The sequence below is a fragment of the Bacillus sp. FSL W8-1127 genome, from assembly GCF_038006725.1.
Taxonomy (GTDB): Bacteria; Bacillota; Bacilli; order Bacillales; family DSM-4216; genus Bacillus_O; species Bacillus_O smithii.
In genome coordinates this window covers 1,807,104-1,832,408 of the sequence record NZ_JBBOVU010000001.1, presented here as the reverse complement: position 1 = coordinate 1,832,408, position 25,305 = coordinate 1,807,104, and the positions used below count along the sequence as shown (strand labels likewise).

Below are 25,305 nucleotides of genomic sequence, written 5' to 3'. Positions count from 1 at the left end.
CATTGGAAACGGAATGTTACAAAAATAAAAATCTTTTTGACATATTATCCCGATCATTTTACAATGAAATAAATCATCCTCATCTACATAGTTCCGTTCGTTGAAGGGGTTTTTTATGTTTGTGACATTACGAAAAGGTGGTTTTCAAAATGATTTTTGATGCTCATTGTGATGTATTGTATCAACTTCAGAATGACGGAACAAAAGATTTTCAAAATGGGGACGATCTGCATATAACCTATCAACAGCTTGTAGATACGGGCGCCAAAATTCAATGTTTTGCGATTTTTTTGTCTCCCAGGGTGAAGTCGCATAATCGTTTTGATACAGCACTCGAAATGGTGGATTTATTTTATGAAAAAATTCTGAAGCCTAATCCTCATATAAAGCTGGTACGGTCTAAACATGATATTGACAATTTGAAAGAAAACGAGATGGGAGCTGTTTTAACGCTGGAAGGATGCGAATCAATTGAAGAAAATTTGGTGAAGTTGCGCGCGCTTTATCGATTAGGATTACGGTCTGTTGGTCTAACATGGAATTATGCGAATGCGGCAGCCGATGGCGCTTTGGAAAAGCGTGGGGGAGGTTTAACATATTTTGGTCAGTCGGTGATCAAAGAATTAAATAAACTAAAAATATGGACAGATGTTTCCCATCTTTCTGAAAAAGCATTTTGGGATACGATCGAGTTGGCTGAGTATCCAATCGCGTCCCATTCCAATTGTTACCGAATTTGCAAGCATCCTCGAAATTTAAAAGATGATCAAATCAAAGCTTTAATCCAAAAAAACGGAGTGATTGGCATCACATTTGTCCCGGAATTTGTAAAGGAAAACGGTCAAACTCAAATTTCCGATGTCATTCGCCACATTGATCATATCTGTTCATTAGGTGGGGAACATCATTTAGGGTTTGGCTCGGATTTTGACGGAACAGAAAAAACGATTCCTCGTTTGTCTCGGTACAAAGACTACGAAATTCTTATAGAGTCTCTGTTAAAATACTATTCTGCACGACAAGTGAAAAATTTTTTGTTTGACAATTTTGTCAGCCGTTTTCCCCAGTGACGAGTGTTGATGAAAGAAGAGAGTAGTTCAGAAAAAGGAGCATTCTTTTAATTTTTTTCTATTCGAAACAGGATTAATAGGAAATGAACTGAAAAAATGATAAACTAGTAAGAAGTAAATGCAATTTATTGTGAACGTATAAAGGGGTGTAATTTTATGATAGAGCAGCTTTCATGGAAAGTTGGAGGGCAGCAAGGTGAAGGAATTGAGAGTACTGGGGAAATTTTCTCCATCGCTTTAAATCGGCTAGGTTATTATCTCTATGGATATCGTCACTTTTCTTCACGAATTAAAGGTGGACACACGAATAATAAAATACGGGTTAGTTCGACAAAAGTCAATTCTGTCGCCGATGATTTGGATGTTTTAGTGGCTTTTGACCAAGAAACAATCGATGTCAACTATAAAGAACTGAACGATCATGGCGTGATCATCGCCGATTCTAAGTTTGAACCGAAGAAACCGGAAGATACAAAAGCGGTTCTTTATTCTGTTCCGTTTACGGAATTGGCAACAAATCTTGGAACTTCTCTTATGAAAAACATGGTGGCGGTTGGAGCGACTTGCGCTATTTTAAATATTGACGTTGAAGTATTTCGCGAAGTAGTGAAAGAAATTTTCGGCAAAAAGGGAGAAGCCGTCGTACAGAAAAACATGGAAGCCATACGGCAAGGGTATCAATTTATGCTGTCTGAGACAGAAGGGCAGATCAGCCATCTTGAACTTGCCCCGGCTGATGGAAAAAAACGGATGTTTATGATTGGAAACGATGCAATTGCGCTCGGAGCGCTTGCAGGGGGAGCACGATTTATGGCGGCTTACCCAATCACTCCTGCTTCTGAAATTATGGAGTATTTAATTAAAAAATTGCCGCTTGTTGGCGGAACCGTGATCCAAACGGAGGACGAAATTGCTGCGGCAACAATGGCCATAGGGGCCGGCTACGGCGGAATCCGAGCATTGACTGCTTCGGCGGGGCCCGGTCTTTCATTAATGATGGAATCGATCGGGTTAGCGGGCATGACAGAAACGCCGATCGTGATCATTGATACTCAGCGTGGAGGTCCTTCCACAGGCTTGCCGACGAAACAAGAACAATCGGATCTATTGGCGATGCTGTATGGAAACCACGGTGAAATACCTAAAATCGTCATCGCTCCTAGCACGGTGGAAGAAGCGTTCTATGACACGGCTGAAGCTTTCAACCTTGCGGAAGAATATCAATGTCCTGTTATTGTGCTTTCTGATCTGCAATTGTCGTTAGGAAAACAAACAGTAGAACCGCTCGATTATTCAAAAGTGGAAATTCGCCGCGGAAAATTGATTCCTCTGCAAGAAGAGTTGCCGGAACTTCCTCAAAAAGGGTATTTTAAACGCTATGAAGTAACGGAAGATGGCATTTCACCAAGAGTGATACCAGGAATGAAAAACGGCATCCACCATGTAACGGGAGTGGAACATGACGAAACAGGAAAGCCTTCAGAAAAGCCATTGAATCGCAAACAGCAAATGGATAAACGCATGCGGAAAATCCAGCATGTCCATTTTAATACGCCTGTTTACAAAAATTGCCCTCATGAAGAATCGGATTTATTGCTAATTGGCTTCAACTCGACACGCGGAGCCATTGAAGAAGCAATAGGACGCTTAGAAAAAGAAGGATTGAAAGTGAATCATGCTCATATAAGACTTATTCATCCGTTCCCAAGCGAAGAACTATTGCCGTTGATCAAGTCAGCGAAAAAAGTAGCGGTCGTAGAGCACAACGCTACAGGCCAGTTGGCAAAAATCATTAAAATGAATGTGGGCTACGGGGAAAAGATTGTCAATGTCTTAAAGTACGATGGAAATCCGTTCTTACCAAGCGAAGTTTATACAGAGTGCAAACAATTATTTCAACCACAGGAAATTTAAACAGTACAAGGGAGTTGTGTGAAATGGCCACATTTAAAGATTTTCGAAATGATGTGAAACCTAACTGGTGCCCGGGATGCGGAGACTTCTCAGTTCAAGCCGCTATTCAGCGTGCAGCTGCGAATGTTGGATTGGAGCCTGATCAGCTGGCAGTGATTTCAGGTATTGGTTGTTCTGGACGGATATCCGGTTATATTCATTCTTACGGACTACACGGTACTCACGGTAGGGCGTTGCCAATTGCACAAGGCGTGAAAATGGCGAATAAAGACCTAACGGTTATTGCTGCGGGTGGTGACGGCGACGGGTTTGCGATTGGATTGGCTCATACGATCCACGCGATTCGCCGCAACATTGACATAACGTATATCGTGATGGACAACCAAATTTACGGTTTGACGAAAGGACAGACATCTCCGCGTTCATCAGCCGGCTTTGTCACAAAATCAACACCGGATGGATCGATTGAACCAGCTTTATCTCCGATGGAACTCGCGTTAACATCAGGCGCGACATTTGTGGCTCAAGGATTTTCTTCCGATATTAAGGAATTGACTGCTTTAATCGAAGCGGGCATAAAGCATAAAGGTTTCGCCTTTATCAACGTCTTTAGCCCATGCGTGACGTACAATAAAATCAATACGTATGATTGGTTTAAGGAAAATTTATTCAAATTAAGCGATGTGGAAAATTATGATCCATCCAATCGCACCTTGGCTATGAATACGTTAATGGAGCATAACGGGTTAGTGACGGGATTGATTTATCAAAATACTGAACAGCCTTCTTATCAAGAACAAATTCATGGATACGCAGAACAACCTTTAATTCAACAAGATCTGCGTTTATCAGATGAACTTTTCAATGAGTTGGTAGAAGAATTTATGTAAGAGAATGAGACAAAACAGCACTTCTTCCTAAAAGGGAGGAGTGCTGTTTTTGTGTCTTCTGTCTCTGTAGGCATTTACTATTGTTTAATTGGCTAAAACCCCTTATACTAAGAGAATGTGTAGATTTAGTTGAACTGCATGACAAAGAGCCTATATAATGAAAAAATAGGGAACTTAAAAACTGAATGGAGGATTTTCATGAACGAAGAACAACGTTTGCAAAGTCAACAAGTGAAAACGGTTGATCCTTCGGACAAAAAATCCGAAAAGGATTACAGCAAATATTTTCAGCGGGTCTTTATGCCGCCTTCCATGAAAGATGCCAAACGCCGAGGAAAAGAAGCAGTCAAATACCACGAAGATTTCAGCATACCGGAAGAATTTTTAGGAATGGGAAAAGGCCGGAAATTCTATATTCGTACTTACGGCTGCCAAATGAACGAGCATGATACGGAAGTAATGGCAGGTATTTTAATGCAATTGGGCTATGAACCGACAGATCAGCCGGAAGATGCCAATGTGATTCTTTTAAATACTTGCGCCATCCGCGAAAATGCGGAAAACAAAGTATTTGGAGAAATTGGCCATTTAAAACCGTTGAAAATGGAAAAGCCTGACCTGCTATTGGGAGTATGCGGCTGCATGTCCCAGGAAGAATCGGTAGTCAATAAATTGCTTAAGCAATACCAGTATGTGGATATGGTATTTGGAACTCATAATATTCACCGTCTCCCTCATATTTTGAATGAAGCCTATATGGCAAAAGAAATGGTTGTTGAAGTGTGGTCGAAAGAAGGAGATGTCGTTGAAAATCTTCCGAAAGTTCGTCAAGGAAAAATTAAAGCATGGGTAAACATTATGTACGGATGCGATAAATTCTGTACTTATTGTATTGTTCCTTATACGCGCGGAAAAGAACGCAGCCGTCGTCCGGAAGATATCATTCAAGAAGTACGCCAACTGGCGGCACAAGGATACAAAGAAATCACGTTGCTCGGTCAAAATGTAAATGCCTACGGAAAAGATTTTACCGATATGGAATATGGACTTGGCGATTTAATGGATGATTTGCGCAAAATTGATATTCCACGAATTCGCTTTACCACTAGCCATCCGCGCGACTTTGACGACCATTTAATTGAAGTGCTCGCGAAAAAAGGAAACTTAATGGAACATATCCATTTGCCAGTTCAATCCGGATCCAGCGAAATCTTAAAGATAATGGCTAGAAAATATACCCGTGAACAATATTTGGAACTTGTCCGCAAAATCAAAAAAGCGATCCCGGATGTGGCGTTGACAACAGATATTATTGTCGGTTTTCCGAACGAAACAGAAGAGCAGTTTGAAGAAACGTTGTCCCTTGTCCGAGAAGTAGGATTTGAGTCTGCTTACACTTTTATTTACTCACCTCGGGAAGGAACCCCGGCAGCTAAGATGAAAGACAATGTCCCGATGGAAGTAAAGAAAGAACGCTTGCAGCGATTAAATGAACTTGTGAATGAACTTTCCGCCAAAGCGATGAAAAAATATGAAGGAAAAATTGTAGAAGTGTTGGTGGAAGGGGAAAGCAAAAACAACCCTGACGTTTTGGCCGGTTATACTCGGAGAAATAAATTGGTCAATTTCAAAGGACCAAAATCCGCCATTGGCCAAATTGTCAAAGTAAAAATCACGGAAGCCAAAACATGGACATTAAATGGAGAAATGGTGGTAGAACGAGAAGCTGTCGAGGTGAAATAGGGTGGCCAAATACTCAAAAGACGACATTGTCGAACGCGCCAAAGAGTTGGCGAAAATGATTGCGGAATCGGAAGAAGTCGATTTTTTCAAAAAAGCGGAAGCAAAAATTCATGAAAATGAAAAAGTTCGACAATTAATAGCAAACATTAAAAGTTTGCAAAAACAGGCTGTCAATTTTCAACATTATGGAAAAACAGAAGCGCTGAAAAAAACGGAAGAAAAAATCGAACAGCTTGAGAGAGAATTGGACGATATTCCCGTTGTTCAACAGTTTAAAGAATCCCAAGTGGATGTAAACGATTTGTTGCAGATCGTAGCCAACACGATATCCAATACCGTGACAGATGAAGTGATTACTTCTACAGGCGGAAACCTACTGACAGGAGAAACCGGAGCTCAAGTTAGAAACAAGCTATCGGGGAACCATCATTAATCTCCGAAAGAGATTGACCAAGGAGCCCCTTTTAAGCAAGAAAACCCGACGATCAAATCATTTTTCTCGTCGGGTTTCTCTATTTCTGGAGTGAGTGAATTTTCGCGATCATCATCAATACCCGTTATAAATCTTTATATGAAAAAAAGAGTGCCTTGGGTCATTATTACTGACTATAGTGAAAACTTTTTTTGTATTTACATTCAAGATCATTTGAACGGAATGGAGAAGGAAAAAATGAAAAATAGATTCTTTCTTACTCTATTAGAAGGAGAATAACATTCTATTTCACATGGAATCCGCACTGTTGGAAAAAAACACGAGGCTTTAGCACACCCGTTTATCCCTCCGCATAGGATAAAGTGAAATTACATGAGGAGGGTTCGCTCAAATGCCAGAATTTAGAGAAATTATAACAAAGGCAGTTGTAGCTAAGGGGCGCAAATTTACCCAGTCCCATCATACGATCACTCCGCCGCATCATCCTTCAAGTATTCTAGGCTGCTGGATTATTAATCACGAATATAAAGCAAAGAAGAGCGGCAAGACGGTCGAAATTAGAGGGACTTATGATATAAACCTATGGTACTCTCATCATGACAACACAAAAACTTCCGTTATTACAGAAAAAGTGGAGTATGTGGATGTTGTGAAATTAAAGTATCGCGACCCCGATTGTGATGATAAAGAAGTAGTGGCACGTGTGCTACAACAGCCGAATTGTAATGAAGCTGTCATTTCTTCGAATGGCAATAAGATGGTCGTTCATATCGAACGAGAGTTTTTAGCAGAAGTCATTGGCGAGACAAAAGTCTCCGTCATGATCGATCCAGATGGCGTAGAAGATGATGATTGGGATTCCGAGCTATCCGATGAAGACTTTGAAGAACTCGATCCCGATTTCATCGTCGACGATGAAGAAGAATAAGAAATCTGAATGCCAATTTTCGAAGAATCAGCAGCCTATTCCATGGAAGGAATCAGGCTGTTTTTTATTATATGATTCTTTTATGATATAATTATACTTTGTTAGAAATAGGCTTCGGGAAAGGATTGGAGAAACAAATGCCGCAATATACTCCAATGATTCAACAATATTTAAAAATTAAGGCTGAATATCAAGATGCCTTTTTATTTTTTCGGTTAGGCGATTTTTATGAAATGTTTTTTGATGACGCGATTAAGGCTTCGAAAGAATTGGAAATTACTTTGACCAGCAGGGACGGCGGTGGCGATGAAAGGATTCCGATGTGCGGCGTCCCTTATCACTCTGCCGATAGCTATATACAGCAGCTGATTGAAAAAGGCTATAAAGTTGCGATATGTGAACAAACAGAAGATCCCAAACAAGCAAAAGGGGTAGTTAAACGCGAAGTGATCCAGCTGATTACTCCCGGAACGATGATGGAAGGGAAAGGACTGCTGGAAAAAGAAAATAATTATATTGCATCAGTTTCAGGATTGGAAGATGAGACGTTCGGACTAGCCTATACGGATTTATCCACCGGAGAAAATCGTGTAACACTGCTGACAGCTTTTGAAGATGTGGTAAATGAACTGTCCACGCTTGGAACAAAAGAAATTGTTATCGACCCTTCTTTTGATAACAGCTTGCAAAAAACAATAAAAGAGCGGTTGTCGTTGACGATTTCTTATGAAGAAGATCAGGAAGTCAAATCGGAATATCAACATCTTTTGGAAAGGCTTGAGGATTCACGGCTACGTTCGACTTCTGCCAGACTTTTTAATTATTTGTATCGCACGCAAAAAAGAAGCTTGGACCATTTGCAAACAGTCGAAACCTATCACGTCCATAATTATATGAAAATAGATTACTTTTCCAAAAGAAACCTGGAGTTGACGGAAACGATTCGATCGAAAGGGAAAAAAGGCTCTCTTCTATGGCTCTTGGATGAAACCATGACGGCCATGGGAGCGAGACTATTAAAACAGTGGATTGACCGTCCGCTCATTCAAAAGAGCAAGATTGAAAAGCGGCTTGCTCTTGTCGAGTTGCTGCTGAATCGTTATTTTGAACGCCAAGAGCTAAGAGAGCGATTAAAAGAAGTTTACGATCTTGAAAGGCTCGCCGGCAGAGTGGCGTTTGGAAATGTCAATGCCCGGGATTTAATCCAGCTGAAAAAATCACTACAGCAAATACCTTCTTTGAAAGATCTATTAGGTCAAATGGACAATGACGATATTCAAACAATAGCGTCCAAATTAGACCCGTGTGAAGAATTAACCGATCTGCTCGAACGGGCGATTGTCGAGAATCCGCCATTGTCCGTGAAAGAAGGCGGAATTATCAAGGACGGTTACCACGCGGAATTAGATCGCTACCGAGACGCTAGTCAAAACGGGAAAAAATGGATCGCTCAATTGGAAAAAGAAGAAAGAGAGCGAACCGGAATTAAATCGTTGAAAGTCGGCTATAACCGCGTGTTTGGATATTATATTGAAGTGACAAAAGCCAATCTACATTTGCTGGAAGAGGGGCGCTATGAACGTAAACAAACGTTGGCAAATGCAGAACGTTTTATCACACCGGAATTGAAAGAAAAGGAAGCTTTAATTTTACAAGCGGAAGAAAAAAGCGTAGATTTGGAATACGAAATCTTTTTATCTATTCGGGAATATGTTAAAACTTTTATTCCGAGACTGCAGGCTTTGGCCAAAACCGTCAGCGAGCTGGATTGTTTGCAATGTTTTGCCACTGTCAGCGAAAAACAACACTACGTAAAACCGCGTTTTAACGATGGGCGAACATTACGGATTAAAGGGGGCCGCCACCCGGTTGTAGAAAAAGTCATGGATTCACAAATGTATGTGGCCAATGATTGTTTGATGGATAAAGGTCGGGAAATGCTGCTCATCACCGGACCGAACATGTCAGGAAAAAGCACGTATATGAGACAAATTGCCTTAACGGCTATTTTAGCCCAAATTGGTTGTTTTGTACCGGCCGAAGAAGCGGTTCTGCCTATTTTCGATCAAGTGTTCACGAGAATTGGCGCAAGTGATGATTTGATTTCAGGACAAAGCACGTTTATGGTGGAAATGCTGGAAGCAAGAAATGCCATCGTTCATGCGACGCAAAATTCTTTAATTCTTTTCGATGAAATCGGCAGAGGAACCTCTACATATGATGGAATGGCTTTGGCACAGGCTATCATTGAATATATCCATGATCATATTGGGGCTAAGACTTTATTCTCGACCCACTATCATGAATTAACGGTTTTGGAGAAAGAACTGGATCAATTGAAAAATGTTCATGTAAGTGCCGTCGAGCAGAACGGAAAATTAGTTTTCCTTCATAAGGTAAAAGAAGGAGCTGCAGATAAAAGTTACGGTATTCACGTAGCGGAATTAGCGAATCTCCCTCAAACGTTGATTAAAAGAGCAAAGGAAATTTTGACGGATCTCGAATCTACAGGTGCTTCTCCTTCTAATAAGGAAAAAACCGATGAAAGTGAAAAGAAAGATTCCAAGACGTCAGTGAAACAGGAAGTGGAGCAGCTGTCTTTCTTCGATGAGGAGCAAAAGACAGAACCGAAAGCAGCCGTCACCCCGCGGGAAAAAGAAGCAGCCCGAGCGTTAAAAGCTCTCAACTTATTAGAAACGACTCCGTTAGAAGCATTAAACAAGTTATATGAATTGCAAAAAATACTAAATCAATAATATGATGAAATGAATCTCCGTTAAGCCGTCCGTTTAGAGGATCGAGGAAAGGAGAGGGCTTTTATGGGAAAAATTATTCAACTCGACGACATGTTGTCCAATAAAATTGCGGCGGGAGAAGTCGTGGAACGCCCTGCATCGGTTGTCAAAGAATTGGTGGAAAATGCCATAGATGCCCATAGCACGGTGATTGAAATCGATGTCGAGGAAGCTGGTCTCCAATCCATTCGAGTAGTGGATAATGGGGACGGAATCGAAGAAGAAGATGTGTTGACAGCGTTTGAACGACATGCCACAAGCAAGATCAAGGATGAAAACGACTTATTTCGCATTCGTACGCTAGGGTTTAGAGGCGAGGCGCTCCCAAGCATTGCTTCGGTATCTTATTTAGAAATCACGACAGGAACAGGGGAGGGGGCCGCTACCAGAGCTGTCTTAGAAGGAGGCAAGGTTGTTCGGAAGGAAAAATCATCCGCTCGTAAAGGGACGGAAGTGATCGTTTCCAATCTTTTTTATAATACACCCGCAAGGCTGAAATATATGAAAACGATTCATACAGAACTCGGAAACATTACCGATACGGTCAATCGTCTGGCGCTTGCTCATCCAGACGTTTCCATTCAGCTGCGACATAATGGCCGAGTTTTGCTTGAAACAAACGGAAATGGGGATGCTCGGCAAGTTCTCGCCGCTATCTATGGACTAAACACGGCTAAAAAAATGATCCCGATTTCTGCCAGGAGCATCGATTTTGAAATCGAGGGATGGATCTCCCTTCCGGAGTTAACGCGTGCCTCCCGCAACTATATTTCGACTATTATCAATGGCCGATATGTCAAAAATTATCCTTTAGTGAAAGCCATTCAGGAAGGCTATCACACGTTGCTTCCGATTGGAAGATATCCCATTGCGTTAGTGATGATCCAAATGGACCCTCTACTGGTAGATGTCAATGTGCATCCATCCAAATTGGAGGTTCGTTTAAGCAAGGAACAAGAATTGAATGAGCTGATGATGAAAACCATTCAAGAAGCGTTTCGGTCAAAGCGATTGATTCCGTTGGAAAATGCTGCTCCTAAATGGAAAAAGGAAAAAACTGTCCAGCAAAGTTTTGAACTTGACCACCTGCCGAAACAAACGGAGCCCATTATCGATACAGCCGTTCCGATTCATCGTCCGCCTGAGCTTACCAACACTTATGAGAAACATCAAGAAGAGGAACGTCATTTGCCTGAAGACATGTTGGAACAAGAGCAGTCGGAGCCAAAGAGTTCTCCGGATTTTGTGCGAGAATATGATGTACAAGAATCCGAAACGGTTGTGGAGGCCGCTGACGACTCTTCATTGGAAACGACCGAGAGCAGTCAACGTCAGAGCCGCATTCCGCCATTATATCCCATCGGTCAAATGCATGGAACTTATATACTGGCCCAAAACGAACTAGGACTTTACATTATTGACCAACATGCTGCTCAAGAACGGATCAAATATGAATTTTTCCGTGAAAAAGTGGGGCAAGTGGAAAACGAACTGCAAGAAATGTTAGTGCCGTTGACATTGGAATTTTCGGCTGACGAATATGTGAAAATTTTAGAGTATAAAGATGAATTGGAAAAAGTGGGAGTTTTTCTGGAGCCGTTCGGTATTCACTCTTTTATCGTACGCGCTCATCCTCAATGGTTTCCAAAAGGAGAAGAACAAGAGATCATTGAAGACATCCTTCAACAACTGATTACGATGAAAACGGTTGATATTAAAAAACTGAGGGAAGAAGCAGCGATTATGATGAGCTGCAAACGATCCATTAAAGCGAATCACCATTTGCGCCAAGATGAAATTCAGGCGCTTTTGGACGATTTACGGAAAGCTTCCGACCCGTTCACTTGCCCTCATGGCCGACCCGTTATTATTCATTTTTCGGCATATGAACTGGAAAAAATGTTTAAACGGGTAATGTAGCGGGATTATGATTAACACGATTTGGTGGTGTTTATCCGCCATTTTCCCTCATTTTCTAGGCTATCGAATACCTCTTTTATTCAACTTTGATCAATATGAGAAGGCGTTTGTGAAGACTCCTGTCTAATGGCGATCTGAACCAACCAATGATGGTAGGAGCACTTCACAAATGCTTTTTTTATGCCTTTAACCCAAGATGTTGTACCGAACGAAAATGTGGTTTAGAGCAAAATTTTTTTGCCTTTTTCAGTTTGCTATGTATGCTGCAATATCATAGATGATCACGTCTTACTCTTTGTTATCGATTTGAATGGAACAGCAATCAACCACTGGCTTCTTATTTACAAGAATGTTTGGCGAAGAGGGAGAAATGAACAGAGTCATTTATGAATCACAACCTTCGTTCCAACTGGCACTTTAGAAGATAATTCTAGAACATCATGATTAAACATTCGAATACATCCATGTGAGACATTCTTGCCGATGGAAGATGGGTTATTGGTTCCGTGTATGCCGTAATGAGGCTTTGACAACCCCATCCAAAACACTCCGAATGGTCCACCGGGATGGCGTTGTTTATTGATAATTGTAAACGTCCCATAAGGGGTTTGTGTCAATATTTTTCCAACTGCTATGGGGTAAGTTTTTATAAGTCTGTTTCCGTCAAATAGTTTTAATCTATGCTGAGATAAGGATACGTCGATCCATTTCACCATAAAGATCCACTCCGTTTTTGAATATAGTATGAAGTGACTTAGGCATTTGTTCATGGCTCTTTAAAAAATTGCTTGGATTTCTCCCGCTTTGCCCAGCATGGCAAAGGGGATTGTAAATATTTGGGAAGCGAACAATTGCAACGTATATCGTTAAGGATATACAACCAAAATGATTTCGGCACCTACAAGCGGATAGGGGAGACAGACAATGGATCGGCTGATGGAAATATTTCCGTTTTAATTTGAGAGAAAAACAAATAAAGAGGTTTAAATATCTCTGGGATTCCTATAAAATGGAATTATAGTCTAATAATGGTGGTTGATGAGGGAAATGAAATTAATGGGAATTTCTTTTGCTGCCAGTTTTTTAGCCGGAGCTTTAATAACACTTATTTCTTTATTCTTTCATGATTTACTAACGTACTTCCTTTTTTGTTTTTCGCCAAGCTGGTATTTTGTTATGAAGCATCACAACATGGAGGCAAAAATCTTAATAGACATTTTGTTATGTGTCGTCATTTTTGCTTTCCTTCTAATAATAAGGATGATAAAAACGAAACGTTCGATGGAAAAATAACAGGGATTGACGAAACGAAGCAACTCTATCGTAAAAACCGAGGACACTGAATCACTCAAAAGCGTTGTTTAGTGTCCTATTTATTTGATTTAATATATATTGTTTGACTTAGGTAATCCAGCCATTAAAAAAATCATTTTTTCTCGAATTTTAAAGAGTGATCATTTGAAAATAGCCATTTTTAAATCTCTCTTTTGTGAAACAACATAATTAGAACAAGTTCTTGTTAAAGAATGAAGAAAGTTTTTTTATAGCATTTTTCATTAGCATTGCATAAATATAGTTAGAATTTTCTGTTAATTATTTTTTGTGAATTTGTGCCAAAAAGACAAAACCTAAAGAAAGGTGGCACTGCCCATTTGGTAAATATATACAGTTAAACCAGAGCGACAACGACAAAAGGGAGATTATGGACTGGCTCGCCCATCAAATTTTCGCAACCAAACATAAGCTGGTTTCCACAGAGCTCTCTTTAACCAACGAGTAATTCGAAGTAGGGATTTCTTACTTTTCATCTCCAATTGAATGAGAACATGTAAGCAATACGTGATCAGGGCTAAGAAAATTTGATTTTGAATAGCTGTTTCACTCATTCCATAAAAGTGCTTAATTTCTACGTGTTGCTTGAGCCATTTGAAAAAGAGTTCAATAGCCCAGCGAGATCGGTAAATATCACTTATCTCTTCTGGTTTTAAATCAAATCGGTTGGTGATGAAACGAAGTAAGTTCCCTTTTGTGTCCATAACTTCTAGTAGACGAAAGACATTTTCAGTACGATTTTGTGTGGTACCAATGTAGACCATTTTATCGGATAGAACGTGACAATCATCAGGAAGTGAAAATGTATAGACTTCACGAATGACTGCGTTTTTCTTCAGTCTTGAAACGAAGAAATAGCCATCATCTGTCATCCGATCAAAACGTTCATAGTCCACATAACCGCGGTCAAACACATACATGGCTTCTTGATCATCCACTAGGACTTCGAGTTGATTTCGGTCATGTTCTTTTGCTGTCGTAATCACTGCTTTTTCAGGATAGACGGTGTCTTTATCCATGAAAACGAGCCGTAAGTGTAGCTTTACACCAGCTTTTGTTTTCCGGAATTTTGCCCATTTATAATGGGTCAAGTTCAACGGGAGTGTACTTGAATCAATGATTTTCAGTGGCATATTCTTTCCGTTTTTATAATGGTACCGTTGAATTTTCCAAACAAGATCCAAGAACAAATTTGCAAGAATTAGTGGGTGGATCTGATTGTTTTTTCGGGATAGCTGAGAGGCACTTATCGATTCAAATCCGAGTGCTTTTTGAAGATCTTCGTCTACAAGTGCATCACTCATTTCCTCTAAGCTCTTAAATTCGAGCAGCTGGGCTACCAATAAAAGTTTAATATAGGCTTCTGTTGTCAGCTTTTTTGTGTAATAGTCCTGTTTCAATTCTTTGACTTGTTCGCTAAGTTTTTGAATATTTATGGGTGAAACCCATTTACCAAATGATGAAATTAGTGTATTCTTGTCCATAATGGTTATCCTTTACGATTGGATTTGGGCAGGAACCACCTGTACTTCCATTGTAAAGGATTTTTTTGTTTCGAAATCAATAAAAAATTGAACATTCTTAGTATTTTGAATCATCAGATTTAATTACTGCAATGCTAGTGAGCATTTTTACTTTCAGGTAAGGTAGGATCTGCGCAAAAAACATGCCAAAGACCATTAAAAATGTCTAAACTCACTTCTACTTTTTGATTCATAGCATTTTGTGCAATGCGAGTTGAATCACTTAATAATATTTCATGACTACCAGCAATGATCATCATTGGTGGAAAATCTTTATAATCTCCATAAACAGAAGAAATGAAGGGGTTTTTTACATCTTCTTTTTGGACATACATGTTTGCGAATACGGATAACTGTTCTTGACTTAAGATGGGATCTACTCCGGCCAAAGTATTAAAAGTTTCTCCAGAAAAACTCAAGTCAGCCCATGGAGATAACAAGCCCAAAGCTGCTGGCAATTTGGCATTCATTTCCTTGAGCTTTAGTAACATTGATAATGCAAGCCCCCCACCTGCAGAATCACCTAAAATACCAATATTATTTGCTGAGTATCCATGGTTGCAAAGATAATGAAAAACTTTGATCACATCATTTAATCCATTAGGAAATGGATTTTCTGGGGCTAAACTATAATCAATAGATAAAATATTAATCTGACTACTATGAGCTAGTTGAATAGGTATGGTAGTGTATATTTCGGTATTTCCAGATACGTAACATCCACCATGTAAATAAAGAATCACTTTTTTATCTTCTTGGATCTGTGGAGTTGAGATCCAGACAGCCTGTATGCCATCGATGCTCACTCTTTCTAATTGATAGTCCACTGTTATTTTATTTAGTAATTCTTTTAAGTTTTTATCCATCATTCGTCTAAAAATTTCTAATGAATGGGGGTGGGAAAAGTTTATATTTTCAGATTCTTTGGAGGAGGTTAATAATAAAACATCCGGATTGGTGAGATTTTGACATTGTTCAAATCCAAAATCTTGATTGAAAAATTTAATCAGGAGAGACATTAGATATCCGTGAGTAGCCATAAGAATATTTTCATGTTCGTTTTTTAATGCTTCTTCCACAACGTTTACAATGCGTTTTGTCGCTTCGTTGCTCGACTCTCCGCCTTCATATGATAACTCCTTGTAAGTAGATGAGTTTGTCCGATACAACTCTTTCTAAAGAACATATCTTAAAAGTAGGGATTGCTGATCCCCGAATACTCAAAAGGAGATGTTATTTATGACATTTGTTTTAATCGTTGTCCTGTTCATTTTACTGATCATTGTCGGAAGTGCTTTTACGGGTCAAGGTGGTTATTAATTCCACGCAAGGTGACATGAAAAAATGCTCATTTGATCGTAACATGATTGGTTTTGCTTTTTGCAAAAGGACAAAAGCTTTTTGATCTTATGTTGACCTTTTTAAAATTGGTACAAGTAGTTATGGATAGGAAGCCAATCGTCTAGATTACCGATTTAAGTGAATTCACTGCATCCTTAACTCATTACGAGCACCTTGTTTACAAAAAAATGGATGTGACAGGATTTGTTCTAATCATCTCCTTTAAGTTAAAAAGGAGTGATAAATAATGCGTCATTTAGTTCGAAGATACCAGGGTGAGCCTGTTGAAGTGATGGACCGCTATGGAAGGGTTCATAGAGGAGTGATAGACGGAGATCCACCTCCAGGAGGAATGGTTATTCGTACCGGCTTCGGTAGAAGATTTATTCCATTTTTCTTAATCGCTGCTATTTTTCTTACAAGATTCAGAAGAATTCGTATTTTCTAAAAAACTAATTATATTTTGTCGATAAACTATAACCCTGTCATTTGGCAGGGATTTTTTTGCCTGTATCGAAAAAATAATAAAGTACTTGGAGAGTGAAAGTTCTGTTTAAATCGCTTTCTCACAATCGAAAAAATGACCAATAAAAACAAAGGGACCATCTAGCAATATCTGTGCGGCCTTGCACGCATATTCATGTAGAATTTCTACCATTTGAAATAAAAAGGAAAGATCTATTTGATGTATTATTTTATCGTCAATAAAATATCAGGAAATGGAAAAGGGCGAAAGGTTTGGAAAAAGATTGAAAAGCTGCTTCAAGAAAAACAGATACATTATCTAGTGCGTTTTACAGAAAGACCGAAACATGCTGTGGAAATCGTAAAGGAAATTTCTTCAGAAACAGGTTTGACAGTGGTTGCGGTAGGCGGAGATGGCACCATTCATGACGTAGCAAACGGGTTAATCGATTCGAATATACCATTAGGGATTATTCCGGCAGGTTCAGGAAATGATCTTGCAAGGGCTCTTCAAATACCGATGAACTATCAAAAAGCATTGGAGCGAATTTTAATTGGAGAGCAAAGAAAGATGGATGTTGGAAGAATTGGAAACGAGTACTGCATCACCGTTACCGGGATTGGTTTTGACGGAAAAGTAGCTGAGGAAAATAGCTCCTCAAAATATAAAAAGTGGTTGAATACTTTTCGATTAGGGAATCTTTCGTATGGGCTTAGTTTCTTGCATGTTTTATTCCAATATCGTCCCGTCAACGTTCAATTAAAAGTGGATGAGAAAAACTTCTCTTTTTTAAATGTTTGGTTTATTGCCATTGCCAATACCCCAAGTTATGGTGGAGGTATAAAAATATGTCCTGAAGCTTGTTATGATGATGGACTTTTTGATATTTGCATCGTACATGACTTGCCAAAATGGGAACTGTTGCGCACTTTCCCGAAAGCATTTGTTGGCAAACATGTTTTGCATCCCGGCGTTACGATGATAAGAGGCAAACAAGTAGACGTTGCCTCTGATTGGCCGATTATCGTACAAGGCGATGGCGAGCTTCTCGCAAAAACTCCTGTACAAGTCACGATCGAGAGAGATGCATTACGGATCATTTAACGATTTGCGAGATTCATATTGAAAAAACACTTAGAATCTATTTCACGATGCAATGTATGGTGCATTCTTTGTCCATCAAATGAATGGAGAAAAAAGACGCAAAAAGAAAGATAGAGGAATGTTTGGCGTTTCAATTGGTTAGAATGATCAAAGTGTGTAAATCCTTTCGTTTTATGGTACGATAAGGGAAAAGTAAAGGAAAAGTAAGGGGAAGGCTGGGAAGAACGTGAGAGAGAAAGAAAAGCTGATTGTGCTCGTTGGCCCGACTGCAGTGGGGAAAACTGCACTAAGCATTCGCCTTGCGCATCGTTTTCAAGGAGAAATCATCAGCGGAGATTCAATGCAGATATACAAAGGGATGGACATCGGAACGGCAAAGGTGACTAAAGAAGAAATGGCCGGCATTCCCCATCATTTAATTGATATTAAAGAACCGGATGAATCTTTTTCAGTGGCAGAATTCCAAAAGCTTGTGAGAAAGAAGATAACTGAAATAACGGAAAGAGGACGAATCCCTATTTTAGTGGGTGGCACCGGACTTTATATTCAGTCTGTCATTTATAATTATCAATTTACCGATGTTCCGGGGGATTCGTCTTTGCGAGCTGAATTGGAACAAACAGCAATAGAAAAAGGCGAACTTTATTTGCATCAACAGTTGAAGGAAGTGGATCCTAAAAGCGCAGAATCCATTCATCCTCATAATGTGAGACGCGTTATTCGCGCTCTCGAAATTTACTATACGACTGGGAAACCGATGTCTGAGCATCAATCCGAACAACTTTCGCAGGAACTTTACCATACTGCCATTGTTGGGTTGACGATGGAACGCAGTAAGTTGTATGAGCGTATTAATCAAAGGGTGGATCTGATGATCAGCCAAGGGTTAATCGAAGAAGTCAAGGAGCTGAGAAAGCGAGGCATTCGCAACTGTCAATCCGTTCAGGCCATTGGATATAAAGAGATTTATGATTATTTGGATGGAAAAGTAACGCTTGACGAAGCCATCGAACAATTAAAAAAGAATTCACGACGTTATGCAAAACGGCAGTTTACGTGGTTTCGAAATAAAATGAATGTGCAATGGTTTGATGTCACCAACGAGCATGAACGTGAGAAAAAATTTCAGGAAATTTCACAATTTATAGCAGGAAAGCTACATTTAAAATAGAATATTTAATTTTAGAGATAGAAGAGGAGGACTTTACATGAAACAAGCGATCAATATTCAGGATCAATTTTTAAACCAATTGCGTAAGGACGGAACTTTAGTCACTGTTTTTTTGTTAAATGGTTTTCAACTTCGCGGCTATGTGAAAGGTTTTGATAATTTCACTGTTTTGTTTGAATCCGATGGCAAACAGCAGCTTGTTTATAAGCATGCTATTTCCACTTTTGCCCCCCAAAGAAACGTGCATATTCAATTAGAAGAACAAGAATCGTAAAATGAACGCTGTTGTTTTATAAATTTTTTATAATGGCTCATGTCACATGAAAAACCATTTCTCCTGACGTGAGCCATTATTTATGATTTGAATTTTTTCTTATTTTTTTTAAGAACAATGAATCCATCGTTCCTAAACTGTTTATTGCATTTCAATTAGAAATACGCTCTTCATATGCTGTTCCTGGAATTTTTTTGTCTGCTATGAAACCCGACTGATTCTTTAAAAGAGGGCGATATGATAAAAAAAGGACGGATAACCTCCGTCCTTGTGCATTTCTCCCTATTCAATCGTTATTGAAACTTCCGGCTGGAAAATCAACGGTTGGATGTTTCAGCGGGAAATATGAGATCATTGCTTCGAATCGTCATGAGTTCTTTTTTATCATAATGATGTTCGGTCAAAAGCCTCATAGCCTGTGACCGTATCGATTTTTCGATAATATTCCGGACATAGCGGCCGTTTGAAAATTTGGCTGGGTGGATCACACTTTTCAAATGAATTAAATGTTCTCTTAATGTCCGTTCCGCTTCCTGGCTTAACTGATATTCTTTTTCGCGAAGAATCTTTGTGCTGATTTCCATCAGCTGATCGACTGTATAATCAGGAAAATGAAAAACGAGCGGAAATCGGGATTCAAGTCCGGGGTTGAGTGTCAAAAAATAATCCATTTCTCTAGAGTAGCCGGCTAATATTAAAATAAAATCATGCTGTTTGTCTTCCATATGTTTAACCAGTGTATCAATCGCTTCCTTGCCAAAATCTTTTTCCCCGCCTCTGCCTAAAGAATAAGCTTCATCGATAAATAATATTCCACCCATTGCTTTTTTGATGAGATCGCGTGTTTTTTGAGCTGTGTGGCCGATATATTCACCGACCAGATCGGCTCGTTCCGCTTCGATCAGATGGCCTTTTGAAAGGACATTCATTTTATGAAAAAGTTTTCCGATCAACCTGGCAGCCGTCGTTTTTCCTGTTCCGGGATTTCCTTTAAACATCATGTGAAGAACCTGTTTACCTGTTTTTAAGCCATACATTTCTCTTTTTTTATTAATATAGATCCAAGCATAGATTTCTTTGATCATTTTTTTCATTTCCTCAAGACCGACTAGCGAATTCATTTCTTCTTCTATTTCCTTTAAGATCGTATGCTCTTGAGCAAAGGATTCCGGCAATAAATCTTTATGAAGATGCTCCGATTCTTTTTGCTTCAATTTGGAATTAAAAACGATGTTTATTTGACCATTATTTTTTAAACGAATAGGTTGATCCAAAGCTTTCACCTCACTATATCAAACATGGATCATTCGGCAAAACTCCTTTAGCAGGCTCTTATCTCCAGCCTTCGTTCTTTTTGTTTACTTTTGTTGGTGACAAGAAAAAGAGTTTTTAACCAGCATCATTTCGATTGGATGGTCAAAAACACAGTTTTCAAGTTTAAGACATGTTGTTTCCCATTTCGACAGCTTGCGCTCCATTTTCTAGGATTGTCAGGCTTCTTGTCAAAATTTGCGCTTTCCCGAGAAATAATACTCCTCTTACTATCATCTTATTCATGATGATTGCTGTTCATTAATAAAATTAATATGGATCAACCTTTGATCATGATGGAGAACTTTTTTGAAACCATTTTTATTCTTGATTGGAAGTTTACATGGTATTTGTTATCATTGTAGTTAATAAAAGACCACCAATAATAAGTCGTTGTGCATGGACATGTACACTGAATTTTCTGGGAAATACGGAGGGTGTTCCTTCCATAGAAGAGTCTTTTTAATTAGAGAGGAAACTTGTTGTAATCAGAGAAAGAGGGTTTTGTATTGACGAATCAGAAAGAAAAAGCGATTTTGGTCGGCTGCCTTTTAGATGGCGATGAAGAGTCCTTTTATTATTCGCTCGAAGAACTTGCATCTTTAACCCATACCGCTGAAGGGGAAGTAGTTTGTACCATCACGCAAAAACGAGATCGGATTGATCCGAGTACATATATTGGCAAAGGTAAGCTGGAAGAGCTCAAACATTTAGTGGAAGAATTGGAGCCTGATGTCGTTATTTTTAATGATGAATTAACACCAAGCCAAATTCGGCATTTAACTGACACTCTCCGAATTCGAATTATTGACCGTACCCAATTAATTTTGGATATTTTTGCAAGGCGAGCCCGTTCAAAAGAAGGAAAGCTTCAAGTTGAACTGGCTCAGCTGGAATATTTATTACCTCGGCTTAGCGGACGAGGAACTGAACTTTCAAGACTTGGCGGCGGAATCGGTACAAGAGGGCCGGGGGAAACAAAATTGGAAAGCGACCGTCGGCATATTCGGCGTCGTATTCATGATATTAAAGAACAATTGCAGTCAGTGGTTCACCATCGCGAACGGTATCGGTCGCGGCGTAAAAAGAATCACACCTTTCGAATAGCACTAGTCGGCTATACGAACGCTGGTAAATCCACTTTATTTAATAGGTTAACGACTGGTGGTTCGCTTGAGGAAAATCAATTGTTTGCGACATTGGACCCCTTAACAAAAAAGATGACACTTCCAAGCGGATTTACCGCATTGCTATCAGATACGGTAGGTTTTATACAAGATCTTCCCACCACACTGGTGGCAGCGTTTCGTTCAACGTTGGAAGAAGTCCGGGAAGCAGATCTTCTGCTGCATGTTGTGGACAGCTCCAATCCCGATTACCTCCAACACGAAGAAACAGTCAATCAACTATTGGCGCAACTAGACATGGATGAATTGCCAAGGCTTTTAGTCTATAATAAAATCGATCAAAAATGTTCGGGTTTTGTGCCAGTTTCGAAAGATGACCACATCATGATCAGTGCTTTAAAAGAGGAAGATCGCACACGTTTAAAAATCAAAATTGAACAAGTGATGAAAAACCTCATGATCCCGTTTCGGGCTGAAATTCCCGCTGATGAAGGAAAATTACTGGCAAGAATCAAGACCGAAACGATGCTGCATCATTTGTCGTTTCATGACGAAACTTTTTCCTACTTAGTCAAAGGATACATGATGGAGGATCATCCGTTATCCGGGATTTTAAAAAAATATCAGCAACAGTAGAGGGAGAACAGCATGTTTGAATTATTAAAACACGGTAAAAGAATCCAACCAATAGTAGAAGAAATTGAAGAACAAATTAAGCCAATTCATAAAAAGATCGATCAAATCGTGGATACAAATCAATTTAAAGTATTGAAAAGTTTTCAAAAGCATCAAGTCGGGGACTTTCATTTACAGTCCTCCACAGGTTATGGCTATGATGATTCAGGCCGAGATACACTGGAGAAAATTTACGCGGATGTTTTCGGTGGAGAAGCAGCACTTGTTCGTCCGCAGATTATATCAGGAACGCATGCCATTACGATCGCTCTGTTCGGCATATTGCGCCCTGGTGATGAACTATTATATATTACCGGGAAACCGTACGACACATTAGAAGAAATTGTCGGAATCAGAGGGAAAGGGAACGGTTCGCTGCGTGAATTTGGCATTGGCTATAATTGCGTCCCTTTGACAAAAGAGGGGAAAGTCGATTTCGAAAAAGTGGAAGCGGCCATCAACGAGCGCACAAAAATGATTGCGATCCAACGGTCGAGAGGATATGATGTAAGACCGTCCTTTACTATAGAAGAGATCCGGGAAATGATCGAATTTGTCAAAAAAATCAAGCCGGATGCGGTTGTTTTTGTTGATAATTGTTATGGCGAATTTGTAGAAGAGCTTGAACCATGCCATGTCGGAGCGGATTTAATGGCCGGTTCGCTTATCAAAAACCCGGGGGGCGGACTGGCGAAAACCGGAGGCTATCTTTGCGGAAAAAAACATTATGTGGAAGCGTGCTCTTATCGAATGACTTCGCCTGGAATCGGAGCTGAAGCGGGAGCTACTTTAAACGCGCTTCATGAAATGTATCAAGGGTTCTTTTTGGCGCCGCATATTGTCGGACAAGCTTTAAAAGGAGCGGTATTTACAGCAGCTTTGCTGGAACGATTTGGAATGAACACAACCCCTAAATGGGACTCTCATAGAACCGATTTGATCCAAACAGTGCAATTTGAAGACCGAGAAAAAATGATCACTTTTTGCCAAGCCATTCAGTTCGCTTCGCCCGTTAATTCTTTCGCTACTCCGTATCCGAGCTATATGCCGGGATACGAGGACGATGTGATTATGGCAGCGGGAACATTTGTCCAAGGTTCCAGCATTGAATTAACGGCAGACGGGCCTTTAAGACCTCCGTATGTTGCATACGTTCAAGGCGGCTTAACGTATTCTCATGTAAAAGTTGCCATTTGCAGCGCCATCGATCATTTACTGGAAAAAGGTTTGTTGCCATCCTAAAAGGATATAGTCGGAGTATATCAGCCGGTCGTTCATGGATTAAGACGAAAACGGTCGGCTGATCAATCATTCGTTTTGATTAAAAAGAAAATTCTTGATAAAAAATTATGTGAGAATAAATAACATCTATTGAAAAATAAAATTACATAAATTATAATAAAATCAAGGAAACGAAAAGAAAGGGGGAATATCGATGGGGGGTAGTGAAATTCGCCGTTCGATGCCGTTGTTTCCAATTGGAATCGTGATGAAGCTGACCGATTTAACAGCTCGTCAAATTCGATATTATGAAGAACACCAATTGATTTCTCCCGCAAGAACTGAAGGAAATCATCGCCTTTTTTCTTTGAATGACATCGACAAGCTGCTGGAGATCAAAGATTTACTTGATCAAGGCGTAAATATGGCAGGCATCAAAAAGATATTTGCCGTCAAACAAGAACAAACAGATCAATCATTCGCAAAAACGGACGTTCACGGGAAGAAAGAACTTTCCGATTCAGAATTGCGAGAACTTTTGCGCAATGAAATTTTGCATGCCGGCCGCTTTAATCGTTCGTCGATCCGCCAAGGAGATATTTCCCGGTTTTTTCATTAAAGAAAGGCGATCACTGAATTCGTTATTAAAGCTAATGCTTTAAATAAATTGAATTTTTAGAGAGAGGAAGTTGGACGAATGGGGAAATACACAAAAGAAGACATTCTGAGAATGGCAAAAGAAGAAAATGTAAAATTTATCCGGCTGCAATTCACGGATATTTTGGGAACCATTAAAAATGTGGAAATTCCGATCAGCCAGCTGCCAAAAGCGTTGGACAATAAAATGATGTTTGATGGTTCCTCTATAGAAGGATTTGTCCGGATCGAGGAATCTGATATGTACCTCTATCCGGATCTTGATACATGGGTTATTTTTCCTTGGACAGCAGAAAAAGGGAAAGTTGCCCGCTTAATCTGTGACATTTATAACCCGGATGGAACTCCTTTTGCAGGTGATCCACGCGCGAACTTAAAACGGGTATTGCAAGAAATGCGCGAACTCGGCTTTACAAGCTTCAACCTTGGACCTGAACCGGAATTCTTCCTGTTTAAACTGGACGAAAAACGTGAACCAACTTTAGAATTAAACGATAACGGCGGTTACTTCGATTTAGCTCCGACAGATCTTGGGGAAAACTGTCGTCGTGATATCGTGTTGGAACTGGAAGAAATGGGATTCGAAATTGAAGCATCTCACCATGAAGTGGCACCAGGACAACACGAAATTGATTTCAAATATGCGGATGCCGTTACGGCTTGCGACAACATTCAAACCTTTAAACTTGTGGTTAAAACCATCGCAAGAAAACATGGCCTTCATGCGACATTCATGCCGAAACCATTATTCGGTGTCAATGGATCCGGAATGCACTCCAACTTGTCTTTGTTCAAAGGCGACGAAAATGCTTTCTATGATCCAAACGGCCGTTTAGAATTGAGCGAAACAGCTTATCAATTTATTGCCGGAGTTATCAAACATGCTACGAATTTCACGGCAATTACGAACCCAACTGTCAACTCTTATAAACGTCTTGTACCGGGTTACGAAGCACCATGCTATGTCGCTTGGTCTGCTAAAAACCGCAGTCCGTTGATCCGGATTCCTGCTTCTCGTGGATTAAGTACACGCATTGAAGTTCGCAGCGTGGATCCGTCTGCCAACCCATATTTGGCAATGGCCGCATTATTAAGTGCCGGATTGGACGGAATCAAAAATAAATTGACTCCGCCTGCTCCTGTAGACCGCAACATCTATATCATGAACAAACAAGAACGCTTGGAAGCTGGCATTATTGATCTCCCAGCTACACTGTTGGAAGCACTTCAAAACTTGAAAAACGATGAAGTGATCAAAGAAGCATTGGGTGACCATATCCTTGAACACTTCTTAGAAGCAAAAGAAATCGAATGGGATATGTTCCGCACTCAAGTTCATCCGTGGGAACGCGAACAATATATGCAAATGTATTAATGCCTTTAACCCTTGGCGCTTAGGCGTCAGGGGTT

Annotated in this window: 20 protein-coding genes; 16 read left to right on the top strand and 4 right to left on the bottom strand. The window is 39.8% G+C overall.

Features of this window, described 5'->3' with window-relative positions:
- The first annotated feature begins 149 nt into the window (after nt 1-149).
- The 8 genes from NST12_RS08715 to mutL all read left to right on the top strand — a co-directional run bounded on the left by NST12_RS08715 (nt 150) and on the right by mutL (nt 11,693).
- Nucleotides 150-1,070, top strand: a complete 921-nt coding sequence (locus NST12_RS08715; RefSeq protein WP_341100955.1) for a dipeptidase — start codon at nt 150-152, stop codon at nt 1,068-1,070.
- Between the two features lie 156 nt (nt 1,071-1,226).
- Nucleotides 1,227-2,984 carry a 2-oxoacid:acceptor oxidoreductase subunit alpha gene (locus NST12_RS08710; RefSeq protein WP_003352405.1) on the top strand — a complete coding sequence of 586 codons (1,758 nt, stop codon included), beginning with the start codon at nt 1,227-1,229 and terminating at the stop codon, nt 2,982-2,984.
- Nucleotides 2,985-3,007: 23 nt separating this feature from the next.
- On the top strand, nt 3,008-3,874 hold the full coding sequence (locus NST12_RS08705; RefSeq protein ID WP_003352403.1) for a 2-oxoacid:ferredoxin oxidoreductase subunit beta: 867 nt from the start codon (nt 3,008-3,010) through the stop codon (nt 3,872-3,874).
- A 198-nt stretch (nt 3,875-4,072) separates the two neighbouring features.
- Nucleotides 4,073-5,617 (top strand): tRNA (N6-isopentenyl adenosine(37)-C2)-methylthiotransferase MiaB, encoded by a 1,545-nt coding sequence (gene miaB, locus NST12_RS08700; protein ID WP_003352402.1) that lies wholly within the window; start codon nt 4,073-4,075, stop codon nt 5,615-5,617.
- Nucleotide 5,618: 1 nt separating this feature from the next.
- A complete protein-coding gene (locus NST12_RS08695) occupies nt 5,619-6,050 on the top strand; it encodes a RicAFT regulatory complex protein RicA family protein (protein ID WP_048623407.1) in 432 nt (143 codons plus the stop codon).
- 391 nt (nt 6,051-6,441) lie between these two features.
- Entirely contained in the window at nt 6,442-6,978 is a 537-nt protein-coding gene (locus NST12_RS08690) for an outer spore coat protein CotE (protein ID WP_327825084.1), read from the top strand.
- Nucleotides 6,979-7,115: 137 nt separating this feature from the next.
- Nucleotides 7,116-9,734, top strand: a complete 2,619-nt coding sequence (mutS, locus tag NST12_RS08685; protein ID WP_341100951.1) for a DNA mismatch repair protein MutS — start codon at nt 7,116-7,118, stop codon at nt 9,732-9,734.
- A 63-nt stretch (nt 9,735-9,797) separates the two neighbouring features.
- Nucleotides 9,798-11,693 (top strand): DNA mismatch repair endonuclease MutL, encoded by a 1,896-nt coding sequence (gene mutL / locus NST12_RS08680; protein ID WP_341100948.1) that lies wholly within the window; start codon nt 9,798-9,800, stop codon nt 11,691-11,693.
- Nucleotides 11,694-12,073: 380 nt separating this feature from the next.
- Here the strand turns inward: mutL and NST12_RS08675 are convergent, their stop codons facing one another.
- From NST12_RS08675 to NST12_RS08665, 3 genes are all read right to left on the bottom strand, one after another.
- Nucleotides 12,074-12,409, bottom strand: coding sequence for a L,D-transpeptidase (locus NST12_RS08675; RefSeq protein WP_048624455.1), 336 nt, complete (start codon nt 12,407-12,409; stop codon nt 12,074-12,076).
- 984 nt (nt 12,410-13,393) lie between these two features.
- Nucleotides 13,394-14,509 carry an IS4 family transposase gene (locus NST12_RS08670; RefSeq protein ID WP_003352762.1) on the bottom strand — a complete coding sequence of 372 codons (1,116 nt, stop codon included), beginning with the start codon at nt 14,507-14,509 and terminating at the stop codon, nt 13,394-13,396.
- A gap of 134 nt (nt 14,510-14,643) precedes the next feature.
- Nucleotides 14,644-15,717 (bottom strand): alpha/beta hydrolase fold domain-containing protein, encoded by a 1,074-nt coding sequence (locus tag NST12_RS08665; RefSeq protein ID WP_341029627.1) that lies wholly within the window; start codon nt 15,715-15,717, stop codon nt 14,644-14,646.
- 61 nt (nt 15,718-15,778) lie between these two features.
- Here NST12_RS08665 and NST12_RS08660 point away from each other — a divergent pair, with 61 nt between their 5' ends.
- From NST12_RS08660 to hfq, 4 genes are all read left to right on the top strand, one after another.
- Nucleotides 15,779-15,868 (top strand): YjcZ family sporulation protein, encoded by a 90-nt coding sequence (locus NST12_RS08660; protein WP_327797728.1) that lies wholly within the window; start codon nt 15,779-15,781, stop codon nt 15,866-15,868.
- A gap of 706 nt (nt 15,869-16,574) precedes the next feature.
- Nucleotides 16,575-17,459, top strand: coding sequence for a diacylglycerol/lipid kinase family protein (locus NST12_RS08655; RefSeq protein ID WP_341100945.1), 885 nt, complete (start codon nt 16,575-16,577; stop codon nt 17,457-17,459).
- A 226-nt stretch (nt 17,460-17,685) separates the two neighbouring features.
- Nucleotides 17,686-18,630 (top strand): tRNA (adenosine(37)-N6)-dimethylallyltransferase MiaA, encoded by a 945-nt coding sequence (miaA, locus tag NST12_RS08650; protein WP_341100942.1) that lies wholly within the window; start codon nt 17,686-17,688, stop codon nt 18,628-18,630.
- A 37-nt stretch (nt 18,631-18,667) separates the two neighbouring features.
- The gene (hfq, locus tag NST12_RS08645) at nt 18,668-18,904 is read left to right on the top strand and encodes an RNA chaperone Hfq (RefSeq protein ID WP_003352393.1); all 237 of its coding nucleotides are present in this window, start codon (nt 18,668-18,670) and stop codon (nt 18,902-18,904) included.
- A gap of 317 nt (nt 18,905-19,221) precedes the next feature.
- Here hfq and spoVK read toward each other — a convergent pair whose 3' ends face one another.
- On the bottom strand, nt 19,222-20,118 hold the full coding sequence (spoVK, locus tag NST12_RS08640) for a stage V sporulation protein K (protein WP_445662344.1): 897 nt from the start codon (nt 20,116-20,118) through the stop codon (nt 19,222-19,224).
- Nucleotides 20,119-20,724: 606 nt separating this feature from the next.
- Here spoVK and hflX point away from each other — a divergent pair.
- The 4 genes from hflX to glnA all read left to right on the top strand — a co-directional run bounded on the left by hflX (nt 20,725) and on the right by glnA (nt 25,270).
- The gene (hflX, locus tag NST12_RS08635; protein WP_341029623.1) at nt 20,725-21,978 is read left to right on the top strand and encodes a GTPase HflX; all 1,254 of its coding nucleotides are present in this window, start codon (nt 20,725-20,727) and stop codon (nt 21,976-21,978) included.
- A 12-nt stretch (nt 21,979-21,990) separates the two neighbouring features.
- Nucleotides 21,991-23,259: a methionine gamma-lyase family protein gene (locus NST12_RS08630; RefSeq protein WP_341100937.1), complete on the top strand. Its 1,269-nt coding sequence runs from the start codon at nt 21,991-21,993 to the stop codon at nt 23,257-23,259.
- Nucleotides 23,260-23,452: 193 nt separating this feature from the next.
- A complete protein-coding gene (locus NST12_RS08625; protein WP_341100936.1) occupies nt 23,453-23,857 on the top strand; it encodes a MerR family transcriptional regulator in 405 nt (134 codons plus the stop codon).
- Between the two features lie 78 nt (nt 23,858-23,935).
- Complete coding sequence (glnA, locus tag NST12_RS08620; RefSeq protein ID WP_003352388.1) at nt 23,936-25,270, top strand: type I glutamate--ammonia ligase; 1,335 nt, start codon at nt 23,936-23,938, stop codon at nt 25,268-25,270.
- The last annotated feature ends 35 nt before the right edge of the window (nt 25,271-25,305 follow it).

Coding starts and splice junctions, on each gene's coding strand:
- NST12_RS08705 (WP_003352403.1), top strand. CDS start 3,008: ATGGCCACATTTAAAGATTTTCGAAATGATGTGAAACCTAACTGGTGC.
- NST12_RS08655 (WP_341100945.1), top strand. CDS start 16,575: ATGTATTATTTTATCGTCAATAAAATATCAGGAAATGGAAAAGGGCGA.
- NST12_RS08630 (WP_341100937.1), top strand. CDS start 21,991: ATGTTTGAATTATTAAAACACGGTAAAAGAATCCAACCAATAGTAGAA.
- NST12_RS08675 (WP_048624455.1), bottom strand. CDS start 12,409: ATGGTGAAATGGATCGACGTATCCTTATCTCAGCATAGATTAAAACTA.
- NST12_RS08690 (WP_327825084.1), top strand. CDS start 6,442: ATGCCAGAATTTAGAGAAATTATAACAAAGGCAGTTGTAGCTAAGGGG.
- NST12_RS08660 (WP_327797728.1), top strand. CDS start 15,779: ATGTTATTTATGACATTTGTTTTAATCGTTGTCCTGTTCATTTTACTG.
- mutL (WP_341100948.1), top strand. CDS start 9,798: ATGGGAAAAATTATTCAACTCGACGACATGTTGTCCAATAAAATTGCG.
- mutS (WP_341100951.1), top strand. CDS start 7,116: ATGCCGCAATATACTCCAATGATTCAACAATATTTAAAAATTAAGGCT.
- glnA (WP_003352388.1), top strand. CDS start 23,936: ATGGGGAAATACACAAAAGAAGACATTCTGAGAATGGCAAAAGAAGAA.
- miaB (WP_003352402.1), top strand. CDS start 4,073: ATGAACGAAGAACAACGTTTGCAAAGTCAACAAGTGAAAACGGTTGAT.
- NST12_RS08670 (WP_003352762.1), bottom strand. CDS start 14,509: ATGGACAAGAATACACTAATTTCATCATTTGGTAAATGGGTTTCACCC.
- hfq (WP_003352393.1), top strand. CDS start 18,668: ATGAAACAAGCGATCAATATTCAGGATCAATTTTTAAACCAATTGCGT.
- NST12_RS08715 (WP_341100955.1), top strand. CDS start 150: ATGATTTTTGATGCTCATTGTGATGTATTGTATCAACTTCAGAATGAC.
- NST12_RS08710 (WP_003352405.1), top strand. CDS start 1,227: ATGATAGAGCAGCTTTCATGGAAAGTTGGAGGGCAGCAAGGTGAAGGA.
- NST12_RS08625 (WP_341100936.1), top strand. CDS start 23,453: ATGGGGGGTAGTGAAATTCGCCGTTCGATGCCGTTGTTTCCAATTGGA.